The sequence below is a fragment of the Chitinophaga sp. YR627 genome, assembly GCF_900114995.1.
Classification (GTDB): Bacteria; Bacteroidota; Bacteroidia; order Chitinophagales; family Chitinophagaceae; genus Chitinophaga.
Genome location: NZ_FOUX01000008.1, coordinates 97801 through 123053, shown reverse-complemented (window position 1 = coordinate 123053; position 25253 = coordinate 97801). Strand labels below are relative to the sequence as shown.

Here is a 25253-nt window from a genome sequence, read left to right as displayed (position 1 = left end):
GTGCTATTACTCTTTTTGTTACCATGGTCACTTTAAATTCAGCCTATATCTGAGCCTCGCCAATGCGACACCTAAAAACAGGGAAAAGCCGATGATCAATAACCACGAACTATCCCACGCGTCCTTTATCCTTGTCAGCAAGGGTACGGTTGGTAGCGGTTTCTCTGCATAAAAAACTTTACAAGTCAGATATTGAGGCAATGATGTGCCACATTCGGGATATTCCGTAGTATCCGGAGGAACATGATAAAACCAGATATTATTATCCTCTACCATATAAAGTTGCGCCTCTTCAGTTGCTAATATGTCCAATGCTTTAACAAATGCCCCATAATTTGAGCTATCGCCGAAATGATAATGTATACCCTGTGCAAAATTATTCTGCCGAAGGATCTCCCGTATTCTTATTTGCGCGTAGGCCAGCTTAACCTGGTCAGCATCCTGGTAACCTGTAATGTTAATATCTTCATAGCTTCTTTCGTTGATCGGAGCTACCCATTTATAGATCTCCGGAAATTTCTCTTCCAACTGCTTATTACGTATAATTACCGGTAATACATGATAGCTCCCTGGTCTTTGTGCTACACTTGCGTAGACTACAAATAAAACCGGCAGCACCAGCAGACTAATAACACCGGGTACATAATAGATTTTTTTATATCGGGGCCCTTTCATTACAAACGCAGTTAATGTAGAAAAGATGCAACTGAAAGCATATTCCATAAATGAGGCTCTTTACACTACGTTTTCCACATTCCCATCTAAATCAGTGGATAATATCACTCCTTCTCCTATCAACCCCTCCGCCGAACTATTGTAAATTCATATCTCTCAAAATACACCAATGGCCAGACAAACAGCTATCATCCTCTTTACCGGTAAACTCGGTAATAACATCGGCTATGAGCGCAATGGAAAACACTTCCTTCGCAGCGCGCCCAAAGCCATCCGGCAAACCCAGGCTACCCGACGGGCGTCCCGGCGCTTTGGCGCCTGTAGTACCAAAGGCAGGTTGATCCGTCATGCCTTTTACCCGGAACTTGATGTGAGATGCGACAGCTCACACGTCAACCGCCTGAATAAACTGCTGATTCAGGCCGCCGGCGATCACACAGCAATAAAAGACTTCCGGTTCAACAGGACGACGGGAATTGACCGCTTCCTCCCTGTAAGCCCTGAAATGAACAGGAATGAGGTACTGCACATTCCCGCCCAGCAGATCACACAACGGGAGCAATTCACCGCCCTGGAATTAAAGGTGATCGCCGTCCGCATTGACTTCAATAACCTCCAGGTTACAGGTACAGATACCATCGCAATGATGATCGATGCCGGACAACCCTTTAATGGAACTGATATCCCCTTATATGTAGCGGGTGAAGGTACCCTCCTGCTGACAATACAGATCAGAGGCTTTCACAAAGACAGCCCCTCTGCTAACAAACAATTCCTCGCTGCGGATATCATCACAGTAATTCCCCCATATGTCACCAAACCCACCAGATGGCATACACATCCACAGCGAATCATAAAACAGCAACCAGGCCCCTTAATAAGCCTGTCTATACCTATCCGTCAGATGATCACTCAACGGGAATAGACCGCTCCTGCCGGAAAGTGTATTTTGATGATTAAACATGCCATTAAACTTTAAAGACATCCACAATATGACTACAGTTACCGCTGAAGCAGTTATGCTGTTGCCTGAAATCCCCAGCATACAAAGACGTATTGCATTTATCCCCAACAACAGCACAAAAGGTCATCTCTACATCAAGTCCACGTTTACGCCGGGTGTATAACCTATATAAAGCATTATTTCCTGTACTATCTGTCCCCTTTTCCCCTTTTCCCCTTCTCCTCTTAGTACCAAACATCAGGCTATCTCTATGCTAATCATGATATCGGTCAGGCGATCTCCCATTATGAAACTCCCATTTTGCTGACCAGATCAGCAACAGAAAAACTGACACTCAATAAAGAAATCGCACGATTAACCACAAACAATACATCTCACCATAAAGTTGATCACTGCTGATTACTCCCTGCTGTATACGGACCAAACACCCGTTTTACCTGCTGCCCCTTTTTGAATGAATCCAGTACAAAAATGCGATAGCTGCCGCCATCCGGCTCCACCCGGATCACGATATGTCCCGATATGCTCTTATAAGCATTTTCCAATGCCGGTCCGATAACCAGTTTATTTGCTTCCAGCATGTTAGTCGCAAACAGATCATGTGGATATGGGTTAGTCGCTCGTGAAGTAAGCCGGTTCAACACCTCATGTCCCGGATGGTCACTTGACCAAACCTGCTCTATCCATACCCTTGGACGCAGCGTTTGTATGTAATTTATGTTCAGGGCATTCCTGTTACCATGATGACTGATCGTCGCAATATCTACACGTCCAACAGCAGGAGCAACTGCACTTTCCATATCATCACAGGCCGGTTCGCCATAGTTAACGATACCCTGAATATCCGCAGCAAAGAATATACTGAAATGACCATATTGCACACGCACACCACAACCGGCGTTATTCTCATCAGGTAATACACCACCTGTATTGGCAAAATGATTATAGACACCTTCTCCTTCACCATTCCAGACAAACCCATTTGACATAATATTCCGGATATAAAAAGCCGGATACGCTTTCGCATCTTTTAACAACACAAATTGTTCTTTACTGCCCGTCTTAAACCGTTCTGCTTTCATACCCTGCTTTGCCACCTGGTAGTCAATGAAATGGATATAATTCGCGATTTGCTGCAACTCCGCATCTTCCCGTTGTACATCTTTGGCAATCTCTTTTCTGAGGTCAAGTGGATAATTATAATCCGGGTAACCACGATCCACTAGTTTCCGGATAGGAATACGGTCACCCACCCCCGTGATACCTGTTAAATAGTATTTCCCTGAAGCCGCGGCCTGCGCAGTTTTATACATCCCACCAAAATGATCATCATGAAAATGGGTGATCATTGCATAATCTATCCATGCGGATGGATTGACAGCTTTAATATAATCCGCTATCCAGGCATAGGCCTGCTGACTGGTATCCGGCTGCAAAGGAGCGGTACGGGGTGATCGGGTACGTGCATCCACAGGATTCAGTTCTCCTGCGTCAATCAGCATAGTAGTACCATCCGGCATAATCATAAATGCACAATCTCCTCTGCCGGTATTGATAAAATGAATATCAAGATTTCCCTTATTCCAGGGAGTCAATGTCTGTGCCTTCCCGTATTGCATTGTCAAAAAACAAAACAGGATAATCACTGTACTTTTATGGAAACTGGTGAGCTGTATCATGATGATCGTTATTATGCCTGAACAATGTTTTTCACACGACAATTCAGATGGCACAATATTAAGAATGCACTTCCGCTAATTACATTACCAAATTATTAACAAAAGAATCCTGTCGCATTGCATCAACAGAAATATAGCGCTATCTTTGACCCCTCAGCAATAAATTTTAACCATGGAGTTTGATTTCCCTATCCCACAGTTTCTCACACTGAGAAAAGAGCTCGACACAATACGTCATGATATTGAGAAAGAAAAAGCAATCTGGAAAACCATCAGAGATACACTGAGTGAAGCTGACATCGAGCAGCTCGATGGTGACTTTTTCGATGTTTTCGATAGCATGTATCTGGACACCAATAACATGTCACAGGCTGCACAATCCCTGACGGAACTTGTACGAAAGGGAGCTTCCGCCAACCTGATGACCAATCATGAGCTGGATGCACATAACGTAGCCATGTTGGTGCAGGATATTCCGACTTACAAAAGTGAACAGTTAAAATCAACCATCCTTATTGTCAGAGCAGCTGTCATTGCAGGTGCAACCGTCGATCTGCAAAAAGCATATGTATTAAACGGAGGGATGAATGCATTAAACTATGTTGGCCACTATCTGGGCAGGGGCACTGCGGCGCAAACTTACTTTATGGGGGAGATCAGTTACCATACCCCGGAGCAGATCCAATGTTGCTATGATATATTCCCCTTACTGATAACCGGACCTGGCTTTGATTATCCATATCATATGTTTATAAGTTCGCTGAAATATGCGCCGGAAGTCACCGCGCTTCAGGAAAATACGATCTTAAGGATCATAGCACTTGGCTGGACGCCATTTTCTGTGGATATTGAACACTTAAACCCTGGCATTTTTAATACCATTTTCACCATCAATCCCAAATGGCTTGCCCTGCTTTTCCCATATGAACATGAACAGTTGAAATACTACATAGATGCTGTAAAGCGGAAGGCCAGTAGTGCCGCTGTAAAGATTCTGGTCAACGGCGTCACCAGCGATAACAAAGCCCGGAAAGTGTTCCGTAACTTCTTTTCGCAGAAACCTCATTGGTTCCTCAAACTGATCATCACCGGTATGCCGGAGATAGTCTTCAACCTTGTCCAGAGAAATGAACGGGATGTATTGATTCCTTTTCTGAAACATTTTAAGCGGGAAATTGCTTCGCTTCGCGATGAAAACAACTGCACGTTATTAGAATTTGCCATCAACTCAAAACGTGTAGTGGAAAATACCGTGCAATTGATACAACAGGCCATTCCTGCTGGCAAATAAAAAACCGGTCCGGGGTATATCTGCTCACCGGCGGTATCGGCTGACCAGGTATACCCATAAGCCGATACGAAAAGCCTTATCCTTATTCTCTCAACAATGCGACAACCAACTTACCTTGACGCAAATTCCCCCGTAACTTGGCCTGTCCACCTCCCCTTACATTGAACAATTCTGCCTAAGTTTGCATTATCAGTGACCAGTATATTACGTACAACAAATATCCTTTTATACAAATCCGCCGGGCTGCCATGCCACAAACACCCCGCGTAAAGGATACAGTCATCGTGATACAATGATTCGGATCAATCTGCCGTCAATTCAATAATATATATGCAAACAACCAAGCAATCCGCCATTGGCTTTATTTTTATTACCCTTTTGATCGACGTAATGGGATGGGGACTCATCATCCCCGTTATGGCCGACCTCATTGCGCAGCTGAAGCACATACCGGTCAATCAGGCCAGCACTTACGGAGCACTCCTGCTGTCTGTGTTTGCCGTTACCCAGTTCATCTTCGCTCCGGTAGTCGGCAACCTCAGCGATAAATATGGTCGCCGCCCCGTGCTCCTTCTTTCCTTGCTCGGCTTCGGAATAGACTACATTATCTTAGCCCTCGCCCCTTCATATGGATGGCTTTTCATCGGTCGTGTTATTGCTGGTATGACCGGCGCCAGCTTCACTACCGCTACTGCCTATATCGCTGATGTCAGTGTAGACGAAACCACCAGAGCCAAAAACTTCGGTATGATCGGCGCTGCCTTCGGTCTTGGTTTCGTACTGGGTCCTGCGCTTGGCGCCCTGCTCGCTCAATGGGGTATCAGAGCACCATTCTACGCTGCCGCAGTACTCTGTCTGCTGAACTGCCTGTACGGCTTCTTCCTGTTGCCGGAATCCCTCAGCAAGGAAAACCGCCGTTCTTTTGAGTGGTCCCGCGCCAACCCATTTGGATCATTAAAATTCCTTACTTCACATCCTGAGATCGGCGGACTGGCATTTGCCTTTTTCCTGATCTACCTGGGCGCTCAATCCGTACAGGGCAACTGGAACTTCTTCACCATCTATCGCTTCCAGTGGTCTGAGAAAATGGTGGGTATCTCCCTGGCAATAGTAGGCGTACTCGTGGGCGCTGTTCAGGCAGGTCTTACCAGGATCATCATTCCAAAGATCGGCAATGAAAAAAGTATCTATCTCGGCTTATCACTCTATACACTTGGTCTCGTATTATTCGCGTTCGCCACACAAAGCTGGATGATGTTCGCATTCCTAATCCCTTACTGTTTAGGTGGTATCTGCGGACCATCACTCCAGTCCGTGATCTCTGGTCATGTGCCGCCCAATCAACAGGGAGAATTACAGGGAGCGCTGACCAGCCTGATGAGTCTCACAACTATCTTTGGTCCCCTGATCATGAACGGCACTTTCGCTTATTTCACAACAGACAGAGCACCGTTCCATTTTCCGGGTGTCCACTTCCTGATCGGCGCCGTATGTATGTTGCTGAGTATTGTTATTACGAATAAAGTGCTTACAAAAGAAAAGAAAGAGAATCCTGAACTGAGAAATGTAATTGCAGGTGCTGGGGATTTTAAAGATGCTCCAATGCATTAATACACATTATACAATAAAAAGGACGGATGGAAATGAATTCCATCCGTCCTTTTTTATACAATGCTTAGAGTGAGATTTACTTAATCTGTTTAATCCGTTTACTCCGTTCAATCAAACAGTTCAATTGCGCCATAAACATCTCCGCGTCTTCCTCTGAACGAATCACCCTTGAAAGGTTATCTTCACGCGGTGGCGTATCAGTATCAGTAGTAGAGGGAGTATTATGCGTAACAAACGTCTTATACTGTTTAATTTTCTCTTCAATGATTGGATCCATAATATCAATTTAATTAATTACTAATAAGTATTTATTTTAGGCGGAATATATAGTACCTATACAAATCGTGCCTCGATCTTTGATAATCAAAAATTTCCGGTTTAGGATTAGATATAAGCCGCCCATTCTCGTCTATTTCCAATCTACCATCTCTGAGAACTCTGATAAACCAGTCGACACCAAAGACTGTAAAGAATTCACTTAAGTATTCACGATTAACCTTTGTTATCAGATGGTATAACATTGCTCTTACATCATCTGAGCCATCAATCCCTAGGACTAATGATGAATTTTCCTGTAAGAAGTTGTTGCCGTGAAATAAAACCGTTGACAACACTTTGCCCAAATCTTTGTGCTTTAATTTCACATTATCACGAAAACCACCCTTCATATCAGGCGGACCAAAGCCCATATTATATACATTCGGCGAATTAAAAGCCGGATGTCGGTCAATTTTGACTACCATAGTCTCAATAGAACCATCTTCCTGAGGCGACTCAAAAGTCATTTTTGAATAGTCTTTCTCCAACCATGTTGGAGGAAATGTTTGTTGAAAATCTAGTTTTATCATTCCCATTTATTTGAATAGAAAAATCTTGTTCGTCTACACGAATATTTAGGAGATAAACTTTAACAGTGCAGTAAAAATCTCAGGCAGAAAAACTAGTATAAATCGCTGCCTTCAGATTCAGATAGATCGAAAGTAAATAACATTTTTTAAACTAAAAAAAATCTACAATTCTGCTATCACCTTTCACTTTCCAATAACATTTCACGTCGAATATTCTCATTCTGCATTCTCTCAAAACCATTACCTTTATCAAAACAACTCTTTGCATCCATTCACCAACATACGCCATCTCTACACACCCATTCAGCCTGCTATCAAACAATCAGCTGAACACGTCACCTATCACGAATTCCTCCCCCACATTCACCTCCAACCTTTCATCTACTGCTACTGGCAATTAAAAACCACCTCTCCACTCTCCGATCAGTTCAATTACCGTGTAGTCGCCGACGGATGCATCGACATTTTCTTCGAACTCAACAACCCTACAGAAAACTACATCATGGGCTTCTGTAAAAAATACACAGAATTCGCCCTGGAACATACTTTCAACTACGTAGGCGTACGTTTTCTCCCCACTATGTTTCCACAGCTGTTCAAAGTCAATGCCGCCGAACTAAGCAACCGCTTCGAACACTTAAGCGCCGTACATCCGGAGACAGCCGCATTTATTTCCGCTCACCTCCATGATGCTTTACAACCCGCTGAGATCAGTCAGATCTTTGATCAATACTTTTTAAAGACATTGGCAAAAGCAGATTTCGATGAAGATCCCAGACTATATAACGCACTGGCCCTGATCCTGGATAACTACGGTGTTGTAGATATAGAGAAAGACCTGAACACGGGTATCAGCGCAAGACAACTACGCCGCTTATTCGAATTCTATATCGGTGACTCTGCAAAGACTTTCAGCAAGGTGGTCCGTTTCCAGAACATCCTGAAAGCAAAGCCATCTGCACAAAGTCTGCGGCAGAATAAACTATTCTTCGATAGCGGCTATTACGACCAGGCTCATTTCATCAAAGAATTCAGGAACTTCTACGGCGTCACTCCATCCAAAGCCTTCGGCAGATAAGTTGTCCGATTTTTACAATGTTCTGCAGCGCTGATTCCTGAATTTTACAGGACTAAATCAGCACAGATGAAACACTTATTCACAGTATTGGCATGCCTGTTACTGGCAACAGGGACTTATGCACAAAAACTCACTAAAACCAAACATACGATGAAACTGAATGCAGGCATTATCACAAACAAACTCGCAGCCAGCAAAACATTCTATACAGAAGTACTCGGCTTCGGCGTCACTTTTGAAAATGAATTCTACCTGCTGATGCACACACCGGATAAAAGCACAGAGATCAGCTTTCTGCTACCGGAACATCCTTCACAGCAGCCCTTATTTCAAAAGCCCTTCCAGGGACAAGGCATGTACCTGACCATAGAAGTAGAAGACGTGGACAGCCTGTATGCCACCATCAAAAAGAAAGGTATTCCTGTTAAAATAGAGATCAGAAACGAACCCTGGGGCGACCGGCACTTTGCCATCGAAGACCCGAATGGTGTAGGAATAGACATCGTACACTACCAGACACCCGAAAAATAAAAAAGCACACCTGTCCTGGTAACTTTTAGGTTTCCTCAGCCGTTGAATATTTTTTATTATTTTAAGCCCGTTCCTGTCAACGGCAGGGGGAAATCAACCAACATCTATATCCAAGACACCGTGTGGTAATGAAGTATCTAAAACACCTGGTAATAACAGGCATCCTGTTATGTACTGTACTTACATCCTATTCCAGCAGCCGCTCCTATTGCGATTCGCTCATCCAGCGGGGCATTGACTCCATGATGTCAAAGAAATTTGTCTCCGCTATCACCCTGCTGACAGAAGCACAGCATCAGTCCGCTGATAATCACTGGCCCAGACAATTATTCCTGGCTACCAACAACATCGGTCTGACCTACTATTTTATGCTCGACTACGGGGAAGCCCTGCGCAACTACCTCGACGCCTATAAAATAGCCATGGAAGAGAAAGATGCGACCCTGGAAATGACCGTCCTGAATAACATCGCTATTCTCTACTCCAAAGAGAAAAATTATGATCAGGCGCGGGAGTATTTCCTGAAAGCCTATACCATCGCAAAAGAGAAAAATGATAAGATAAGAATAGGCAACTACGCCCTCAACCTTGGTATCGTACACACGGAGATCAGGCAACTGGAAAAGGCAAGGGAATACCTGCGCGAATCAGCCAGCTATCTGCAAAACGAACCCAGACGACTGATCAGCGCCCGCTACGCCTATGCCCAGAATCAGTTCCAGGAAGATAATATCACCGAAGCCGACCGCCTGAGTCTTGAACTACTCAAAATAGCGCGCGACTCCGGTTACAGAGACGAGCGCATCTCCCTGCTGACCCTGATCAGCTCCATCAAACTAAAACAGAACAATAGTACCCAGGCCCTCCAATACGCCAATGAAGCCTTATCCCTCTCCCCTAACCTGGAGGAACGGATAGAGCTTTTCCAGACCTTGTCCGCCATCCACCTGAAAGACCATGCTTATGCACAGGCTATGGCCAGCAAGGACTCCGTGGTATATTACCGCGACTCTATCAATACCGTTAAAAACGGACAGCAGTTCGAAACCGGTAAACTGAAGTTCGAACTCCTTAATTCACAACACACCCTCTCCCTCAATAACGCACAACTCACCAACCAACGCCGCCTCTTATACATCGCCCTGGCGTTTATCGCCATTATCGTCACCTTCTTTATCTGGCTGATGCGGATCAAAGCAGCCGAAAACAAACAAAAAGCCATCCTCGCCGAGCGAAGCCATCAGATCATGGCCCTGGAAATCGAAAATGAAAAAAGCCAGAAACTCCTGCTGGAGGAACAGCTAAAGGAAAAAGAAACAGCCGCCCTCCTCGAACAGGAACGCCTGAAAAATGAGATCGAAATACGGAACCGGAAGCTCTCCGCAAAAGCCCTCTACCTTTCCGGCAGAAATGAACTGATTGACGATATCATTACCGCCATGTCAAAAATTCCGGATCTGAATAAAGACGGCGTCGTCGTGAAACACATCTCACAACTCAAAAGCTATCTCCGGACCGATAGCGAATGGGACGACTTCAGTACCCATTTCCAGGAAGTCAACCAGGGATTCCTGAATGCACTCCGTGACAATCATCCCAACCTGACCTCCAACGATGTCCGGTTCCTCTCCTACATATACATGAACTTAAATACAAAGGAGATCGCCTCCCTGTTAAATATCACACCGGAAGGTTGCCGGAAAAGAAAGGAACGCATCACCAAAAAGATGCAGCTGGCCGAAAACACTTCCCTTTTTGAGTATTTATCAGGACTTTAAGGGAAATGTCACACTTTGTCCGGCCACTGTCCTGTTAATTACATAGGCGCTTTAAGAGAAGGGGGGTACTTTCACACAGCACCCAATCGACCAAAATTCATGAGAAAAATTTTACTCGTTCATCTCCTTCTCCTACTGTTTTTTTCAGCCAGTGCGCAACTCTCTTTTGAGTCAACCGGTGACTTCGGCCGACTCTGGGATGTTACACCCGACCCGTCCGTACCCGACAGGATCTACGCGCGTACGCTGAATAACCATATCCTGGTTTCAGATGACCGTGGTAAAACATGGACCATCTTCTATTCCTTTGAGAATAGCGCAACCGCCATTTCGCAATTCAAATTCCTGCCCGGCCATAAAGCCTTCTCCCTGATAGCGACCGCACCCGAGATCAATAACAATGGCCTGTATGTGATAGACATTGAAAGCAAAGCGGTTGTCAGACATTTTGTCACACCCGACCAGGAAATGAAAGCATTCGTAGTAAGCTATGATATCGCTGATGAGAAAGCAGATAAGGTGGTAATTAACACTGCCTACAGAGATCCGGATACCTGGGCACAGTTCACAGAAGTATACTTTACCAAAGATGGTGGTAAGCACTTCAGCACTATCTACTACAGTACCGAACATGACGGCGTGCATATCCTTAACAGCTTCTTTCATCCGGATGACCAGAAAAAGATCTACCTCGCAAGAGGTCTGGGCGCCCTGGGCGTAAACGGAGGTTTATACATCTCTGCTGATGAAGGACAACACTGGCGCGAAGTACTCGCCGGTAAAGGCGCTCTGAATGCCGTTGTCTTCCATCCTAAAAATCACAATGACTTCTTCCTCTGTAGCTTCATCAACTTCGGCGAAGCAGCAGAAGCCGTATACCATACACAGGACAGTGGCCATACCTTCAGCCAGGTACCGGTTACCTTTACTGACCAGACACTCAACAACATTATTACCATTCAGTACGATCCGGGCAATCCGCAGCATATGTGGATGCTGGAAGAAAACGAGATCCTGAAAAGTAGCGATGGTGGACAACACTGGACATCCACCGTATTTGAATCCAGATCCCAGACATATGCCAGCGGCGTTTCTCTGGTGATCAACCCTAAAAACAGTAATGATATCCTCGTCTTCTCAGATGCCTGGCCGCAACACTCCGGTGATGGTGGAAAGACATTCGAAAAACTAAAGACTCCTTCCTACCTGGTAAAAAGTACAGGACTGGCAGGCAATGGTACAGATCAACGGCTGTACTATTCCACCCAGGGAGGCTATATCTCCAGAAACCTGCACAGCGGAGCGGCCATCATGCATGATACCTTACCCGTATACTCCTTTACGTACGAGAATTACTATGTGATACCCGACACCGCCATACAGGGCCGCGTGTTCTTCTTTAGACCCTGCGACGATTTCCTGAATCCATCAGAGCTATATTTCAGTGATGATTATGGCGCTACCGTAAAGCGACTACCTTCTGATGACTATGCCACAGGCCTGGACGCCATCAAACGCGATCCTAATCATAAAGACCGCTACTGGGTATCCTACTCTTATTATAATGCGTTTTCCGCCCTTTTTAAACTGGACTTTGCTGATCGTACCCAACCCGAACAAACACCGGTCGCAGCATCCGGTAACAGCCTGATCACAGATGTTTACATCCCGGAAGGAGACGGACAAACCCTCTTCATCACCAGTGGTCATCGTGTGTATACATCGACGGATGGGGGGATTACCTGGGGTGAAAAAGGCAAAGGACTGGAAGACCTGACAGAAGGCATCGATATGATATGGGATATGGATACCAATCCTTTTGATAAAAAAGAAATGGTGATTGTCACGACGCAGGGTATCTATCAGACAACGGACAGTGCTGAGAACTGGACCCGTACCCTGGAAACAACCGGTTTGAAAAAAATCTCCTTTTCCAATGCCGTTGACGGACATCTTTTAGGCGCATCAGCTACTGATATTTTCGGTGATACCAGATTAGTATTCAGTACCAACAAAGGGGCTAAATGGTCAGGCGTTCCAGCCTCCGCACTCGATTATATTGCGTGTAACGCTTCTATGGATTTTCGATTCTTTGCAGATCATGCAGATATCTATTTCGCCACTGCTGACCTGGGGGTAGTGAAATATCAGCTGACAAACCTGCTCACACCACAGCTGGTCTTCCTGAATTCCTTTACAGGCCGTCTCCAGGGACGCAACGCCTTCCTGGAATGGAGAACACAAAATGAAGAAGGATTATTACACTACGAACTGGAAAGAAGCACCAATAACAAAGACTTCTCCCTGATCAACACACAACAGGCCACTAATAGTAATGGCCGCTTTTACTATAACCACGAAGACCTGGATTTCTATGATCTCGCAGCAAAATCAGGCAATGTTTACTACCGCCTGAAACTGGTTAGCCAGGATAATTCCTTTGCTTATTCAGATACCGTAAAACTGAACGCACGTGACATGTACATCTATCCGGTACCAGCTGCGGATATGATCAACCTGCGTGTACAGGGTGTAACGGAAGCCGCGAAATTCAGGGTATTAATTGTGGATGTTTCCGGCAGACAATATTCCATCCAGCAATATAACATCCCAAGCGGCCAGACAACGATCAACATGCCTATCAGCCGGTTGGCTGCTGGTGTTTACTTCATGCTGGTAGAAACCAAACCGGGAGGAGAAGTAAAGAAATTTAAGTTTATCAAATTATAGCTGTCCTGTTTTAATCCTGTCCTGCAACACAAAGCGTCTCGCTCCCAGCGGACGCTTTGTTATTTAAAACCATATTCATCATATAGGAACAAAACCGTATTTTCTCATTACCTTTTTCACTTTCACCGGATCTCCGAATACATACCGCATAGTAGGATCACCAGTGATGACCCGCGTAAAACGTTTTTTAGAGCCGGAATATGCAGATATCTTCGCCAGCAAACCATTGATCGCATTGATATTGAAATACCGGCTGCAATCCTTAAAAGTGGCTACAAAACCATATTGCTTATAACAGATACTGATCGTATACTTACAGGTCTTTTCATTGCACTCACTCATCACGGTCATATCTTTTAATACCCCTCCGCTATTCCTGGCAAACGCCTTAAACAGGTTGGTAAACTGTACAGGGAAATCGCCGATCTTACCCTCAAACCAGACTTCAGTAGGTGAATAGCAAAACAATTCATCAATAAACGCTTCCCGGTCGTGTTCTGATGTTCCCTTTGGGAAATAGATCTCATTGTACTTCGGACGTTTATGCAGTATACCTGCTGCCAGGAACTCATTGACGATGGTATCAAAAGGATGTGACGTAATACCGGTACGGGGTTTCTCGCGAAAGCTATATAATCTGACGCCTCTGCCCCACTCTGCTTCAGGACTGTCCCACTTGCCCTTTACAATCTTCGCATTGGCAGCCCTGATCTTATTGCGTAATGCAGCTACCTCCAGACTATCAGTAATCACCCTGATTACCGGCGGCGCATCATCATTATAAGATATAGCAGCGGTATCCATTGATGCAGATACAATTATCTTTTCTTTTGCTGTTGCAGTTCTTTCGTTGGATGGTAAACAGGTGAGTATGCTCACCAGAATGGTGTTTAAAATAAACATAGGTGTATAGGGTACATAGCTTCCATGTACAGGGGATTTTCTCCTGCTAAACTATTAAAAAATTTACCATATCATATATTAAACCTTCTTAGATCGCATCGCCTTCACCTGCTTCAGCGATCTGTCTTTTGCAAACTGCTGATACTCGTCCGATTCGACCGCATAGATCGCCATCCGGCCATCTGCATCAAAGTGAGCTCCCCAGCCATAGCGCTTGGTTAAAGGAGATGAACGGAAACAAGCCTGCCCCTTAGAAAAGAACTGTTCTCTTTCTACGTCAAACTCCTGCGTTCTCAACTGACGCTTGGCAGCGTGTACATGAAAAAGTACATCATCTGAAGTAAACTCATACGGGTTATCAACCAACAGCTCAAATTCTATGTTGGCAATCGTCTTTTCTCCTCTGACAGGGGGCACTTCAGCTGCTTTAACGGGGCAATCATCAGCCACTTCAATAAAAGTGTTGTAGTAGTTGGTGGTCTTCATTTCATAAACTGTTTACAGGTCCCTTTGATATTATATTACCTAAAATATAAAAAATCCTGGTAACTTTTGTTACCAGGATCAGAAACTCTCTACAGAAAGTACATATTAGTTATTTATCGCTCATTTTACTTACACAGCCAGTCAGCTATATACTTTTTCGAGTTCTCCATTAATAAAACCTATCTCATCTGTAGTCAGTTGTACGTTCATAGCAGCCGCATTCTGTATGGCCTGTGCTGCATTTCTTGCACCCGCCAGCACGATGGTGATACCTGGCTGTAAGGTCGTCCAGCGTAATACCAGCTGCGCCAGTGAAGCCTTCTTACTTTCTGCCAGTGGCGTGATGCTATCCAGGAATGCTTTTACCTTATCAGCAGCGAACTGACCGAAATAACCATTGCGATGGTCGTCTGCCTTCAGTGCGGCATCGCGGAAATACTTACCGGTCAGCAGCCCTCTTTCCAGCGGACTATAAGCAATAATACCAATCTGCTGTTCGATCGTATACGGTACCAGCTCCTGTTCGATACCTCTGTTCAGCATGCTGTAAGGCACCTGATTGGAAGCCAGTTGTATTGTCTTCGCAGCTTCCTCCATCTGTGCAAGATTATAGTTACTCACACCCGCAGCGCGGATTTTGCCCTGACGGATCAGGGTATCCAGTGCTTCCATGGTTTCATCGATAGGCGTAGTCGCATCCGGCCAGTGCAATTGTAACAGATCAACATAATCAGTACCCAGTCTTTTCAGACTCTCTTCCAGTTCTTTGATGATATTCGCTTTGGAAGCATACTTATACACAGGAATATTCTTTCCGTCGGCAGACGCATCAAAGAAATATTCACCTTTTCCCTGGTTGCTGCCATCCCATACCAGCCCAAATTTGGTCAGTAACTGTATCTTACTTCTGTCCTTTCCTTTTATCGCTTCTCCAATCAGTTCTTCACTCAGACCAAATCCATAAAAAGGAGCGGTGTCAATGGTGGTCACACCCTGATCCAGTGATGCATGTACCGCCGCGATTGAATCCTGTTTTTCATTTCCGCCCCACATGTTACCACCAATAGCAAATGCGCCATAGGTAATTGTGGATAACTGCAGGTTCGTATTGCCTAATTTTCTGTATTCCATATCAGTCTAACTTAATTCAGGTTTGTAAATACATTTTCCAGATGAGCGGTATACACGCCCAGATCCCTTGGGATATCCGCATTCTTTTCTATGTCATGAAAGTGCATACCCGGTAACGGTTTCATACCGATAAATGCATTCATGCGGTGGAAGCCAAACAGGATCCCGTCGTCCACACTGGTCTGCTGAAAGAACTCATCCGGTAATGTAAACGCTTCTTTTGGCGCATTCCAGGAAGTAGTGACCATATATTGCTTACCATGCAGCATCCCTCCTGTACCATAGTTGATGGTAGGATTGGCAGAAGAACGGCCATCGCTTTTATAAATACCCGTACCATGCCCTTCTGTAAATACCTTGTCTATATATGCTTTAAAGCCATGTGGCAATTGAAACCACCAGATCGGTGTATGATAGATCACGACGTCTGCCCATTTATACTTTTCCACTTCTTCCTTCAGATCGTATGCGTGATTGATATTGGTGGTTTTCACCTCAAAGCCCGGTCTGTTTGTAAAGAATTCCGCGGTAGCTGCCGAAACAGTCTCATTGAAACGGCCGCCGGAATGGCCGAACTGCTGACCTCCATTGATGATAAATACCTTTGTCATATTGTGTGTTTTTCTTTTGACAACACAAAAGTAGATCGACTAACGGTATTATTAAAACAAGTTAATTCATACCTTTGTATCAGAATTATAATAGCTATTGTTATGGTAAATCTGGAATGGTACAGAACATTTAAAGCAATATATAAGACCGGCACCCTTACCGGCGCTGCCGAAAGCCTTTTTATTTCGCAGCCGGGTGTTAGTCTGCACTTAAGTTCGCTGGAGAACTATGTCGGATATAAACTCTTCGAAAGAACAGGCCGGAAAATGATCCCCACGGAGAAAGGAAAGGTCTTCTATAACTTCATCATAGAACCACTGAATAAACTGGAAGATGCTGAAAAGAACTTTCAGAAAAGTACAGAGATACATACACCTACCATCAGTGTAGGTATGTGTTTCGAAACGTTTCAGATCACATTGGAACAGTATATATCCACACTTCCCTTTAATGTCATCATCCGTTTCGGAGAATATCCGGAGATGCTGGATAACCTTGACAAAGGTATTCTGGACCTCATCATTACACCACACAGAGGCACTTCCGGCAACATAGAGCATGAAGCCTTTTCCTCTGAAACCATCGTACTGGTAGCAGGAAATGAAGTAGACAGCAAGGCCTTTAACAAACTGGCGAAAGGAAAAGATATGCAGGTGATCGAAGACTGGCTGAAACAGGAAAAATGGTACGGTACAACAGGAGATATGGAGCACCTGTTCCGCTTCTGGAAACTGAACTTCAATCATCATCCTGACTTCCGCCCTAATTACATCGTACCGAATCTCAATTCCATCGTACGCTGTCTGAAAAGCGGAAAAGGGATCGCTGTGATCCCTGATTTCCTTTGCAGAAAAGAAATTGACGCCGGTGAAATTAAACTGTTGTGGGAAGGGAAAACAAAACTCAAAAACACTTTACACTTCGGTACCCGCAAGAAGACCATGTATGCAGAAGAGATTGGTCTGATCAAAGACTTATTCAGAAAAGTGATGTTGCCGGTATGATACTAAACAACAGCGGGTGTATCCACAATAAGATACACCCGCTGCCTATTTGAGCACCTGTTAGAGACAGGTAGTTATTTAACGCGATCCTGGGATAGCTGTTTATTTCCTCTACACCCTCAGCTGTAGTTTATAAATGACGTTTCCTGTTCAGCGCATAAGAGATTTTAAATTCCGCCGCCGGATAAACCCTTCCTCCTGACGGAGCAATCGAATTTATCGCATTATACCCCCATCCTATACCTGCATGTCCATTGATCGTCCACTTCCTGCCAATCGGCCGCTGCATGCCCCAATGTACATTAACCAGTACCGCATCACTCATAGAACCATCACCGGTAACTTCAGGTGAAGTATACTTTAAACGCACCCCAAAATAGTCCCCTGCATTCAGCAACAAACTCTTTCTTTTTGCCGCCCTTCTGTCACGGTTATAATAGTAACGACCATTTACAGAAAAATATGCACATGGATTGAGCAGCCCCCAGTCATAGCTGAAGCTACTATCAGACACCTCATATCCGCCCCCCAAACCACCGGAAAACTCAATAGTATATTTCCTCCCGACAGGTACTTCAAGAGAAATACCGAGTCCCTGCAAGCCCAGGTCAATTCTGGTCACTGTGCGCAATGGCGGCGCTTCTTTACGTGTACTATCAGCAATAGTTGCAGTTGCTGCCACTGTTGTATCCTTTGGATAAACCACCGTTTTATGAGCAGCGAGACTGATATGTTTATCAGGTGCAGGCATCTCATGCGCAGGCATCTTAAGTAACTCCCCTTTACCCAATACCTCGCTCAGCACAGTTGACAAGGACGTCTCACTCTTCGCGTCACCCTTATTCTTTGAAGCAGCAGTCCGGTCTCTATCAATAGATGCAATAGCTTGTTCCCGATCTCCTTTTCCATTCACTGCTTCGTTCTCACGATCGCGAGCTTGTTTATCACTTTTATTACCGGCAATAATCTGATCATGTTTTGCCGTTTCTTTTTCTGTGGATAATGCGTCAGCAGGTAGATCGCCTGTTCCAGCACCACGTGTGTTGCTCCCATTATCCTTTATACCCTGCGCAGCTGAAGTCTTAGCTGCTATTACATTATTCCCTGCTTTCTTACTATCAACAACTTTGGCCACATCACCCTTTGAAAGATTCCATCTCTTCGCAGCAGCATTACCAGCCATTGTATTATTCTCTGCCTTCTTACCATCAAGAGCTTTTACGGTATTGCTTTTATTCACCGCAAGCGATGCATTATCCGATTCCACACTATTTACAGCAGGTGGCATATCCTGTAGTATAATATGATCCCCCTTCACTCTCACATGAATCCCTGTCGACTTCTCCAGTTCTTTCAACCACGCCGACAAGGTCTGTTCATGATGTGCGACGACTATCATCTTTGATGGACTCAGTTTCTTTGAATTAAAAGAAAACTCCAGATCAGTTTCCCGGGCAAAGATCCCGAGCAGATCAGCAACACGGATAGTATTACTATTAATAACGATACGCTTTTCACTTTTCTCTTTAGTTAGCTGGGCTTTGGAGATAACAGGGAGCTGCGCCATTCCGATCAGGAATGGAAGACAGATTACGCGTTTCAGCATAGTACAGAATTATAGGTTAATTACAGCCGTTTCCGCTGACATGAATGATATTATTGTTGATGGTGTATTCAATGTCTAAAGTCGCAGACAGGATATCCATGATATAGGTAAGCGATCTGTCTTTGAAATGCGCCGACATACGGCATTGAGCCAACTGCTCATTATTCAGTATGATCTTAACACCAAATGTATTTTCAAGATGACGACAGATCTCAGGTAGTGGCATATCCTGGAAAGAAAAATCACCGGTAGCATAACTAAGACTGTTGGCATCTATGTTATTACTCAGCAGCAATTCCTCTGTACCCTTTACGTAGGTGCCTGTTTGTCCGGCAGCTACGATCAGTTCATGTTTTGCCGTGTACAGTTTTACTTTCCCGGTAGTAACGGCTACAACAGTGTTTACACTATCTTCCTTTACATTGAAAGAAGTACCCAGGACCTGTATTTTCAACGTACCACTGTGTACAATAAAGGGCCGGTCCTTATCCGCCACAACATCAAAGTAACCTTCCCCCTGCAGTAATACTTTCCGGTCGTCTTCATTATAGTCTGCTGCATATTGCAGGGTACTGTTTCTGTTGATAACAATGCCGGAGCCATCTGGCAACAGGCCTTTCCGTACACTGCCGGCTGCTTCCGCAACCGCATGCTGCCATACTGGTATACGGTACTGAAGATAGGTATACAGTCCTGCACCGAACAAAACCCCAACTATCAAAGCGGCCACTGCATAGCGTATTACCAGCCGTAGCTTATTACCATGCTTTTTTTCTGCATATAAGGCCACCTCCAGCGCCGCCCATTCCCGGTTTTCATTGGGCGCTTCATAGGCAACGCCACCATAAATGAGTTGCCATGACTGTTGCATATGTTCCAACTCCGTTGCATGGCTATCGTCTTTCAACCAGTCATCTATTGCCATCGCTTCGTCCGGCGTCGCTTCACCGGCCAGGTACCTGGTCAGCAGAGTGGTATCTATTTCTATTTTCTGATGTGAACTCATGATGAAGCGCTATTTGAAATATGCAATGAGAATAATGGATATTGTGATGATATCAGCCAGCTGTTCCCGCATGATCTTCAGGGCCTTGCCCATCTGTACCTCCACTGTTTTGACTGATATATTTAGTGCTGCGGCAATCTCTGCGTATTTCTTCTCCTCAAAACGACTCTTACGGAATATCTCCCTGCATTTCGGCGGTAAAGCGTCCATGGCAGCACTGATCCTGTTACTGAGCTCCCGGTTTTCCAGCTGATGATCAGTATACTCTTCCTGATGCGTAGCCAGGATTGCGTCTTTATAATGCCGCCTGACCTTATTATGCCTGAAAATGTTAATACACTGTCGCTGTACTGTCGTATACAGGTAGGCCCTGCCCGCCAGTTCCAGGTTGATCTCGTCCCGCTTCTGCCAGAGTTTGATAAAAGCCTGCTGCACAACGTCTCTGGCTTCCTCATTATCCTGTAACAGTGTAAAGGCATAACGGTGCAGGCGTTCAAAATTATCTTGAAAGCACTGCCTGTAAATATCCTTTGCACTTTGTGGGTTGATCAGTTTATTCAATGTGTACAGCTTTAAGCATGACCGGTTATATAGAAGACACGCCAGCAGATCAATACCCTTATGCAGACAGAAAATATTTTATTTTTTATAATGGCACAGTTTGTCCCTCCGCTAACCCGCTGATTAGGTTATTTTTGCATCCTGTTCAATCATTCCCTGAACAGTATACGCCATGCCAGTAACTATAAGAAACATCAGCCCGGCTGATAACGCCGCATTAGCAGCGATCATCCGTAACACGTTCGACGAATTTGATACCGTACCAAAAACCGGCACCGTTTATTCTGACCCGGAAACTGATCACCTGTCCGACCTTTTCCAGGCGCCCGGTAGCGCCTATTATATAGCGGAAGAGGACGGCATTATCCTGGGTGGCTGCGGATTATTCCCTACCGCCGGCTTACCTGATGGATGCGTAGAATTAGTCAAATACTACCTGAGCAGTGCTGCCAGGGGAAAAGGATTAGGCAGAACACTCATGGAACAGACCTTCGAAGGCGCCAGAGAATTAGGCTACAAAGAGATCTACCTGGAATCGTTCCCAGACTTTACCAAAGCGATCAGCATTTATGAAAAAGCCGGTTTCCAGTACCTGGACAAGCCACTGGGCAATTCCGGTCACTTCGCCTGCACCGTCTGGATGCTGAAACCACTCTGATTTGCATTAATTCCTTCGATTATACCACCATTACTCCGCTACTACGCCGTTACCCCTTCGCTCAGCAGCGGAGAGATAACGGCGTAGTAGCGGAGTATCTACGCTCTAAAGCGGAGAACAAACACATATCCACTTAACAACCAATGCATTAACCCTGATTTAAGCGAAGAACTACTTCCGCCTCCCCACTTTCGGGGATTTTATAGTCCGCCGAAAATTCCCACCTTGCTCTTCATCAAAACGAACAACCGATACTAAACCAATAAAAGACACAAACGGAACCATATCCATATCCTGATAAAAAACACGATTTGCTTAATTTCCACGTGAGAGGACAGACCTCCACCTCACCGTGGAGGTCTTTTTTACCACATTATCTATAAATGCATCAATTCTTTAGATATCCCTGCTATGGATATTTATTTAACTTTATGGCATGCATATGGCTAACATATTAAACATAGATATCAACCCTGCGCTGAAGGACTCCTTTTCAATCACCGCCATGGACGGACGTCTCTTTGAAAATGACTTCCTCCGACGCATCTCCTTCAACGAACTGATATTTGTGCAGGATGGTCACGGTACCATCACCATTGATGGAAAAGCCCATGCTATTGCCCCCCATAGCCTTTTTATTATCGCCAGGGGACAGATCTACGCAGTAAGCGACGATAGTCATATCAGCGGATATGTACTGCGCTTCGGAGACTGTTTCTGGGAGAAAGCACCAGCCAGCGCGGCTAACTGTAAAGCGGTATTATACAACGATCCTTCAGGTCACCAGCAGATGCAGTTAAACGCAGCAGACGAACTGGCTATCGACAGCCTGCTTGCCACCACACTGGAAGAGTTCAACAGTCCTGATTATGTGAATAAAGGCGATGCACTGGCCGCCTATCTTAAGATCATCATGATCAAAGTAGCCAATATCAATAGTCTGCTGCACGCAGGACACAGCACCACCGAAAACAAGGTATACCGCCAGTATGTAGAACTGGTCAGCAGGGAATACCGGAATACACATGAAGTGAATGATTACGCCGGCAAACTGGGGATCAGTTACCGGCAACTGGCGGACCTCTGCAAACGCTGCGGTGGCAGAAACGCAAAAGATATCATCAACGGACAACTCGTTGCAGAAGCCAAACGTATGTTACAGTTTTCCACAAAACCGGTAAAAGAGATCTCTTACATACTCAATTTTGCCACCCCTTATCAGTTCAGCAACTTCTTCAAAAAAGAAACACATATTTCTCCTGTGGAATACAGATCCCAGTTTGTAAAAATTGGTATCTGAATCGGTGATTTTAGCATTTACTCCGCCTCCCTTTCCAGGTAATTTTGTGGTATAAATTTAAAAATTATGCCAGTAACCAGATTATCAAAATTAGCAGGAGTCGACATTCCGGACAGTCAGGTAGCGAAGCAGGCCACAGAGTTGCTGCTGGAACATGGTACAGAATTTCTCTATAACCACTCGCTCAGGGTATTCCTCTTTTCTTCCCTGAATGCAAAACGCAACAACATAAAACACGATACGGAATTACTGTATATCAGTTCCATATTTCACGACCTCGGACTGGTACCACATTACAGCAGTGCGGATAAACGCTTCGAAGTAGATGGCGCCAACGCAGCAAGAGATTTTCTGAAAAGTCATGGCTATCCGGAACAGTCATTACAGCGTGTCTGGGACACCATTGCCCTGCATACTACGATCGGTATTGCCGAATATAAAGAACCGGAAGTAGCACTGATGTATTCAGGTGTAGGGCTGGATGTAATGGGCGAAGGATATGAACACCTGAGCACAGAAAACAGGGACGCGATCATTAAAGCATTCCCAAGAACCGACTTCAAGAAAAAGATCATCCCTGCCTTCTTCGAGGGCTTCAAACATAAAACAGATACAACCTTTGGGAATATCAAAGCAGACGTGTGTGCATTTATGATTCCTAATTTCGAGCGCAAGAACTTCTGTGATTGCATTCTGCACTCAGCATGGAGTGAATAAAACACAGTTAAAGATCAGGCATTGTATAGTTGCTTATCAAATACCTTAAATCTATATCAAAAGAGAATGGCGCTTCATTGATGAAGCGCCATTCTCTTTTATCGTTGACTTTTACTTAAAAAAAATCATAGAAGAATTACAACATCCACACAACGACCCGCTGCATTTCAACTCTTAATTCTTAATTTTTAATTCTTAATTTCTCTCAATTACTTCTCCTCCTGCGTCCCTTTCTCTAAAAACTCCCCCAACGCATCCAGACGATGCTCCCAAAACGACCTAAACTGCGCCGTCCATTCCGACACCTCCTGTAATTTCTGTGGATCGGCACGGCAATACCGCTCCCTGCCCTGCTGCGTGATCATCAGTAATCCGCATTCGGTCAATATCCTGATATGTTTGGATACAGCGGGTCTGCTGATATCAAACCTATCTGCGATCGCATTCAGATTGAGGGTCTGATGCGCCAGTAAATTGATGATCTCTCTCCGGGTAGGATCTGCTATAGCCTGAAAAACATCCCTTCTCATGGTGTGAACAGCTGATTTTAAGCAACCGTTTGGTTACAAAATTACGGAAAGCAAGGCTTGTTTCCATCGCTAAATGCCTCTTCCGGACATGGAAAATTTTCGTTAACTTCAGAGAAAGCACCTTTGTAACCCTTGCTGAAGTTTATCCTTAATAATGAAGATGTTGGTACCACCCTGCCCCCTGGTATGCCGCTGCTGGATTTCATCAGATATCATCAGCACCTGACCGGTACAAAAACCGGTTGCAATGAAGGTGATTGCGGCGCCTGCACCATACTCGCGGGAGAGCTGAAACAGGGCGTATTGGTATATCGCGCGTGGACTTCCTGTCTGACGCCGCTGGGTAATGCCCACGGCAAACATATTGTCACCATAGAAGGTGTCAATATGTTGCCGGCACTCAATCCCATACAGCAGGCAATGGCTGATAACTGCGCCACACAGTGCGGTTTCTGTACACCGGGATTTGTCATGTCGCTGGCAGGTTTCTGTCTCGACAGGAAAACCCCTGATACCGAAAATGCCATTGCAGCAATTGATGGGAATATCTGCAGATGTACAGGTTATAAGTCCATCGAAAGAGCAGCCGGCACAGTGGCCGGACTACTGACTGGCAGAAATGGCGAAGAACCGGCCTTATTTGCCACCGGACAACAAATACTCCCTGAATACTTCGCAGGCATAAAAGAGCGCTTAAAGAGCCTTATTATGTCCTTAAACGGTGAATTAAATCCTCCTCCCGACAGTCATCCCAGATTTGTCGGTGGAGGTACTGACCTGTATGTACAACAACCAGAAACCATACAGGAACAGCCCATCCGCTTCCTCCTTGCACAGGAATTACTCAAAGGTATTACCAGAGAAGACAACCATTGTGTATTAGGCGCTTCCGTCACCGTAAGTGACATCCTGGAATCGGCTGTTATGCGCACCTGGTTTCCGGCACTTGGTAATTACCTCAAACTGGTATCTTCCACACCTATCAGGAACATGGCGACCATCGCCGGGAACTTTGTCAATGCCTCCCCTATCGGAGATATGACCATCTTCTTTCTGGCACTGGATACCACCCTGGAACTGAGCGATGGACAACATGTAAGAACATTACCGCTGCGCGATTTCTATAAAGGATATAAACAGCTGAACAAGACCCCCGAAGAATATATCACCCGCTGCTGGTTCGAATTACCGGGAGACAGCACCGGCTTCCATTTCGAAAAGGTCAGTAAGCGCACGCACCTGGATATCGCCAGTGTCAACAGCGCCATCAGTATCACGATGAACGCAAATCTGATCAGCGATATACGGATCTCCGCTGGCGGTGTTGGTCCGGTACCACTCCTGCTCACAGATACCGCCGCCTTCCTGAAAGGGAAAGCACCGGGTACGGCAATGATCAGACAGGCCTGTGCTATTGCGCAACTGGAAATCACCCCTATCAGCGATACAAGGGGTACAGCAGCATATAAAAGACTATTACTCGAACAACTGATAAAAGCACATTTCATCACCCTGTTTCCCACCCTCCAGGTGGAACTGTTATTATAGTGCTGT

The 25253-nt window shown here is 45.1% G+C and carries 25 protein-coding genes; 13 read left to right on the top strand and 12 right to left on the bottom strand.

Annotated elements, in window-relative coordinates:
* Positions 1 to 27: 27 nt before the first annotated feature.
* Positions 28 to 675: a hypothetical protein gene (locus BMZ72_RS34640; RefSeq protein ID WP_143087862.1), complete on the bottom strand. Its 648-nt coding sequence runs from the start codon at positions 673 to 675 to the stop codon at positions 28 to 30.
* Positions 676 to 844: 169 nt separating this feature from the next.
* Here BMZ72_RS34640 and BMZ72_RS34635 point away from each other — a divergent pair, with 169 nt between their 5' ends.
* Both BMZ72_RS34635 and BMZ72_RS37080 read left to right on the top strand, forming a co-directional pair.
* Positions 845 to 1600, top strand: coding sequence for a hypothetical protein (locus tag BMZ72_RS34635; RefSeq protein WP_089815864.1), 756 nt, complete (start codon positions 845 to 847; stop codon positions 1598 to 1600).
* A 67-nt stretch (positions 1601 to 1667) separates the two neighbouring features.
* The gene (locus tag BMZ72_RS37080) at positions 1668 to 1802 is read left to right on the top strand and encodes a hypothetical protein (RefSeq protein ID WP_255373371.1); all 135 of its coding nucleotides are present in this window, start codon (positions 1668 to 1670) and stop codon (positions 1800 to 1802) included.
* Between the two features lie 226 nt (positions 1803 to 2028).
* On the opposite strand, the gene BMZ72_RS34630 is transcribed toward BMZ72_RS37080, so the two are convergent.
* Complete coding sequence (locus BMZ72_RS34630) at positions 2029 to 3318, bottom strand: ComEC/Rec2 family competence protein (RefSeq protein ID WP_089815862.1); 1290 nt, start codon at positions 3316 to 3318, stop codon at positions 2029 to 2031.
* A 172-nt stretch (positions 3319 to 3490) separates the two neighbouring features.
* On the opposite strand from BMZ72_RS34630, the gene BMZ72_RS34625 reads away from it, so the two are divergent.
* Both BMZ72_RS34625 and BMZ72_RS34620 read left to right on the top strand, forming a co-directional pair.
* On the top strand, positions 3491 to 4609 hold the full coding sequence (locus BMZ72_RS34625; protein ID WP_089815860.1) for a hypothetical protein: 1119 nt from the start codon (positions 3491 to 3493) through the stop codon (positions 4607 to 4609).
* Between the two features lie 330 nt (positions 4610 to 4939).
* The gene (locus BMZ72_RS34620) at positions 4940 to 6220 is read left to right on the top strand and encodes a TCR/Tet family MFS transporter (RefSeq protein WP_089815858.1); all 1281 of its coding nucleotides are present in this window, start codon (positions 4940 to 4942) and stop codon (positions 6218 to 6220) included.
* Between the two features lie 76 nt (positions 6221 to 6296).
* On the opposite strand, the gene BMZ72_RS34615 is transcribed toward BMZ72_RS34620, so the two are convergent.
* On the bottom strand, positions 6297 to 6497 hold the full coding sequence (locus tag BMZ72_RS34615; RefSeq protein WP_089815856.1) for a hypothetical protein: 201 nt from the start codon (positions 6495 to 6497) through the stop codon (positions 6297 to 6299).
* 31 nt (positions 6498 to 6528) lie between these two features.
* Complete coding sequence (locus BMZ72_RS34610) at positions 6529 to 7068, bottom strand: DUF6934 family protein (RefSeq protein ID WP_089815854.1); 540 nt, start codon at positions 7066 to 7068, stop codon at positions 6529 to 6531.
* 262 nt (positions 7069 to 7330) lie between these two features.
* On the opposite strand from BMZ72_RS34610, the gene BMZ72_RS34605 reads away from it, so the two are divergent.
* The 4 genes from BMZ72_RS34605 to BMZ72_RS34590 all read left to right on the top strand — a co-directional run bounded on the left by BMZ72_RS34605 (position 7331) and on the right by BMZ72_RS34590 (position 13185).
* Entirely contained in the window at positions 7331 to 8146 is an 816-nt protein-coding gene (locus tag BMZ72_RS34605; RefSeq protein WP_089815852.1) for an AraC family transcriptional regulator, read from the top strand.
* A gap of 66 nt (positions 8147 to 8212) precedes the next feature.
* Complete coding sequence (locus BMZ72_RS34600; protein WP_218155327.1) at positions 8213 to 8677, top strand: VOC family protein; 465 nt, start codon at positions 8213 to 8215, stop codon at positions 8675 to 8677.
* Between the two features lie 128 nt (positions 8678 to 8805).
* Complete coding sequence (locus BMZ72_RS34595) at positions 8806 to 10455, top strand: tetratricopeptide repeat protein (RefSeq protein ID WP_089815850.1); 1650 nt, start codon at positions 8806 to 8808, stop codon at positions 10453 to 10455.
* Positions 10456 to 10554: 99 nt separating this feature from the next.
* A complete protein-coding gene (locus BMZ72_RS34590) occupies positions 10555 to 13185 on the top strand; it encodes a T9SS type A sorting domain-containing protein (protein WP_089815848.1) in 2631 nt (876 codons plus the stop codon).
* A 78-nt stretch (positions 13186 to 13263) separates the two neighbouring features.
* Here BMZ72_RS34590 and BMZ72_RS34585 read toward each other — a convergent pair whose 3' ends face one another.
* From BMZ72_RS34585 to BMZ72_RS34570, 4 genes are all read right to left on the bottom strand, one after another.
* A complete protein-coding gene (locus BMZ72_RS34585) occupies positions 13264 to 14088 on the bottom strand; it encodes a hypothetical protein (RefSeq protein WP_143087861.1) in 825 nt (274 codons plus the stop codon).
* Positions 14089 to 14166: 78 nt separating this feature from the next.
* Complete coding sequence (locus BMZ72_RS34580; RefSeq protein WP_089815844.1) at positions 14167 to 14574, bottom strand: DUF6157 family protein; 408 nt, start codon at positions 14572 to 14574, stop codon at positions 14167 to 14169.
* A 141-nt stretch (positions 14575 to 14715) separates the two neighbouring features.
* The gene (locus tag BMZ72_RS34575; protein ID WP_089815843.1) at positions 14716 to 15705 is read right to left on the bottom strand and encodes an aldo/keto reductase; all 990 of its coding nucleotides are present in this window, start codon (positions 15703 to 15705) and stop codon (positions 14716 to 14718) included.
* A gap of 11 nt (positions 15706 to 15716) precedes the next feature.
* The gene (locus BMZ72_RS34570; RefSeq protein ID WP_089815841.1) at positions 15717 to 16316 is read right to left on the bottom strand and encodes an NAD(P)H-dependent oxidoreductase; all 600 of its coding nucleotides are present in this window, start codon (positions 16314 to 16316) and stop codon (positions 15717 to 15719) included.
* A 102-nt stretch (positions 16317 to 16418) separates the two neighbouring features.
* Here BMZ72_RS34570 and BMZ72_RS34565 point away from each other — a divergent pair, with 102 nt between their 5' ends.
* Entirely contained in the window at positions 16419 to 17321 is a 903-nt protein-coding gene (locus BMZ72_RS34565) for a LysR family transcriptional regulator (protein ID WP_089815839.1), read from the top strand.
* A 130-nt stretch (positions 17322 to 17451) separates the two neighbouring features.
* On the opposite strand, the gene BMZ72_RS34560 is transcribed toward BMZ72_RS34565, so the two are convergent.
* From BMZ72_RS34560 to BMZ72_RS34550, 3 genes are read right to left on the bottom strand one after another with little or no spacing between them, the layout of a single operon-like run.
* A complete protein-coding gene (locus BMZ72_RS34560) occupies positions 17452 to 18927 on the bottom strand; it encodes a hypothetical protein (protein ID WP_089815837.1) in 1476 nt (491 codons plus the stop codon).
* Between the two features lie 16 nt (positions 18928 to 18943).
* A complete protein-coding gene (locus BMZ72_RS34555; RefSeq protein WP_089815835.1) occupies positions 18944 to 19933 on the bottom strand; it encodes a FecR domain-containing protein in 990 nt (329 codons plus the stop codon).
* A 9-nt stretch (positions 19934 to 19942) separates the two neighbouring features.
* Positions 19943 to 20494 carry an RNA polymerase sigma-70 factor gene (locus tag BMZ72_RS34550; RefSeq protein WP_177223027.1) on the bottom strand — a complete coding sequence of 184 codons (552 nt, stop codon included), beginning with the start codon at positions 20492 to 20494 and terminating at the stop codon, positions 19943 to 19945.
* Positions 20495 to 20666: 172 nt separating this feature from the next.
* Here BMZ72_RS34550 and BMZ72_RS34545 point away from each other — a divergent pair, with 172 nt between their 5' ends.
* From BMZ72_RS34545 to BMZ72_RS34535, 3 genes are all read left to right on the top strand, one after another.
* Complete coding sequence (locus tag BMZ72_RS34545) at positions 20667 to 21152, top strand: GNAT family N-acetyltransferase (RefSeq protein ID WP_089815831.1); 486 nt, start codon at positions 20667 to 20669, stop codon at positions 21150 to 21152.
* Positions 21153 to 21594: 442 nt separating this feature from the next.
* A complete protein-coding gene (locus BMZ72_RS34540) occupies positions 21595 to 22452 on the top strand; it encodes an AraC family transcriptional regulator (RefSeq protein ID WP_177223026.1) in 858 nt (285 codons plus the stop codon).
* Positions 22453 to 22518: 66 nt separating this feature from the next.
* Entirely contained in the window at positions 22519 to 23169 is a 651-nt protein-coding gene (locus BMZ72_RS34535) for an HD domain-containing protein (protein ID WP_089815827.1), read from the top strand.
* Between the two features lie 209 nt (positions 23170 to 23378).
* On the opposite strand, the gene BMZ72_RS34530 is transcribed toward BMZ72_RS34535, so the two are convergent.
* Complete coding sequence (locus BMZ72_RS34530; RefSeq protein WP_089815825.1) at positions 23379 to 23699, bottom strand: ArsR/SmtB family transcription factor; 321 nt, start codon at positions 23697 to 23699, stop codon at positions 23379 to 23381.
* Positions 23700 to 23831: 132 nt separating this feature from the next.
* On the opposite strand from BMZ72_RS34530, the gene BMZ72_RS34525 reads away from it, so the two are divergent.
* Positions 23832 to 25247 carry an FAD binding domain-containing protein gene (locus BMZ72_RS34525; RefSeq protein WP_177223025.1) on the top strand — a complete coding sequence of 472 codons (1416 nt, stop codon included), beginning with the start codon at positions 23832 to 23834 and terminating at the stop codon, positions 25245 to 25247.
* The last annotated feature ends 6 nt before the right edge of the window (positions 25248 to 25253 follow it).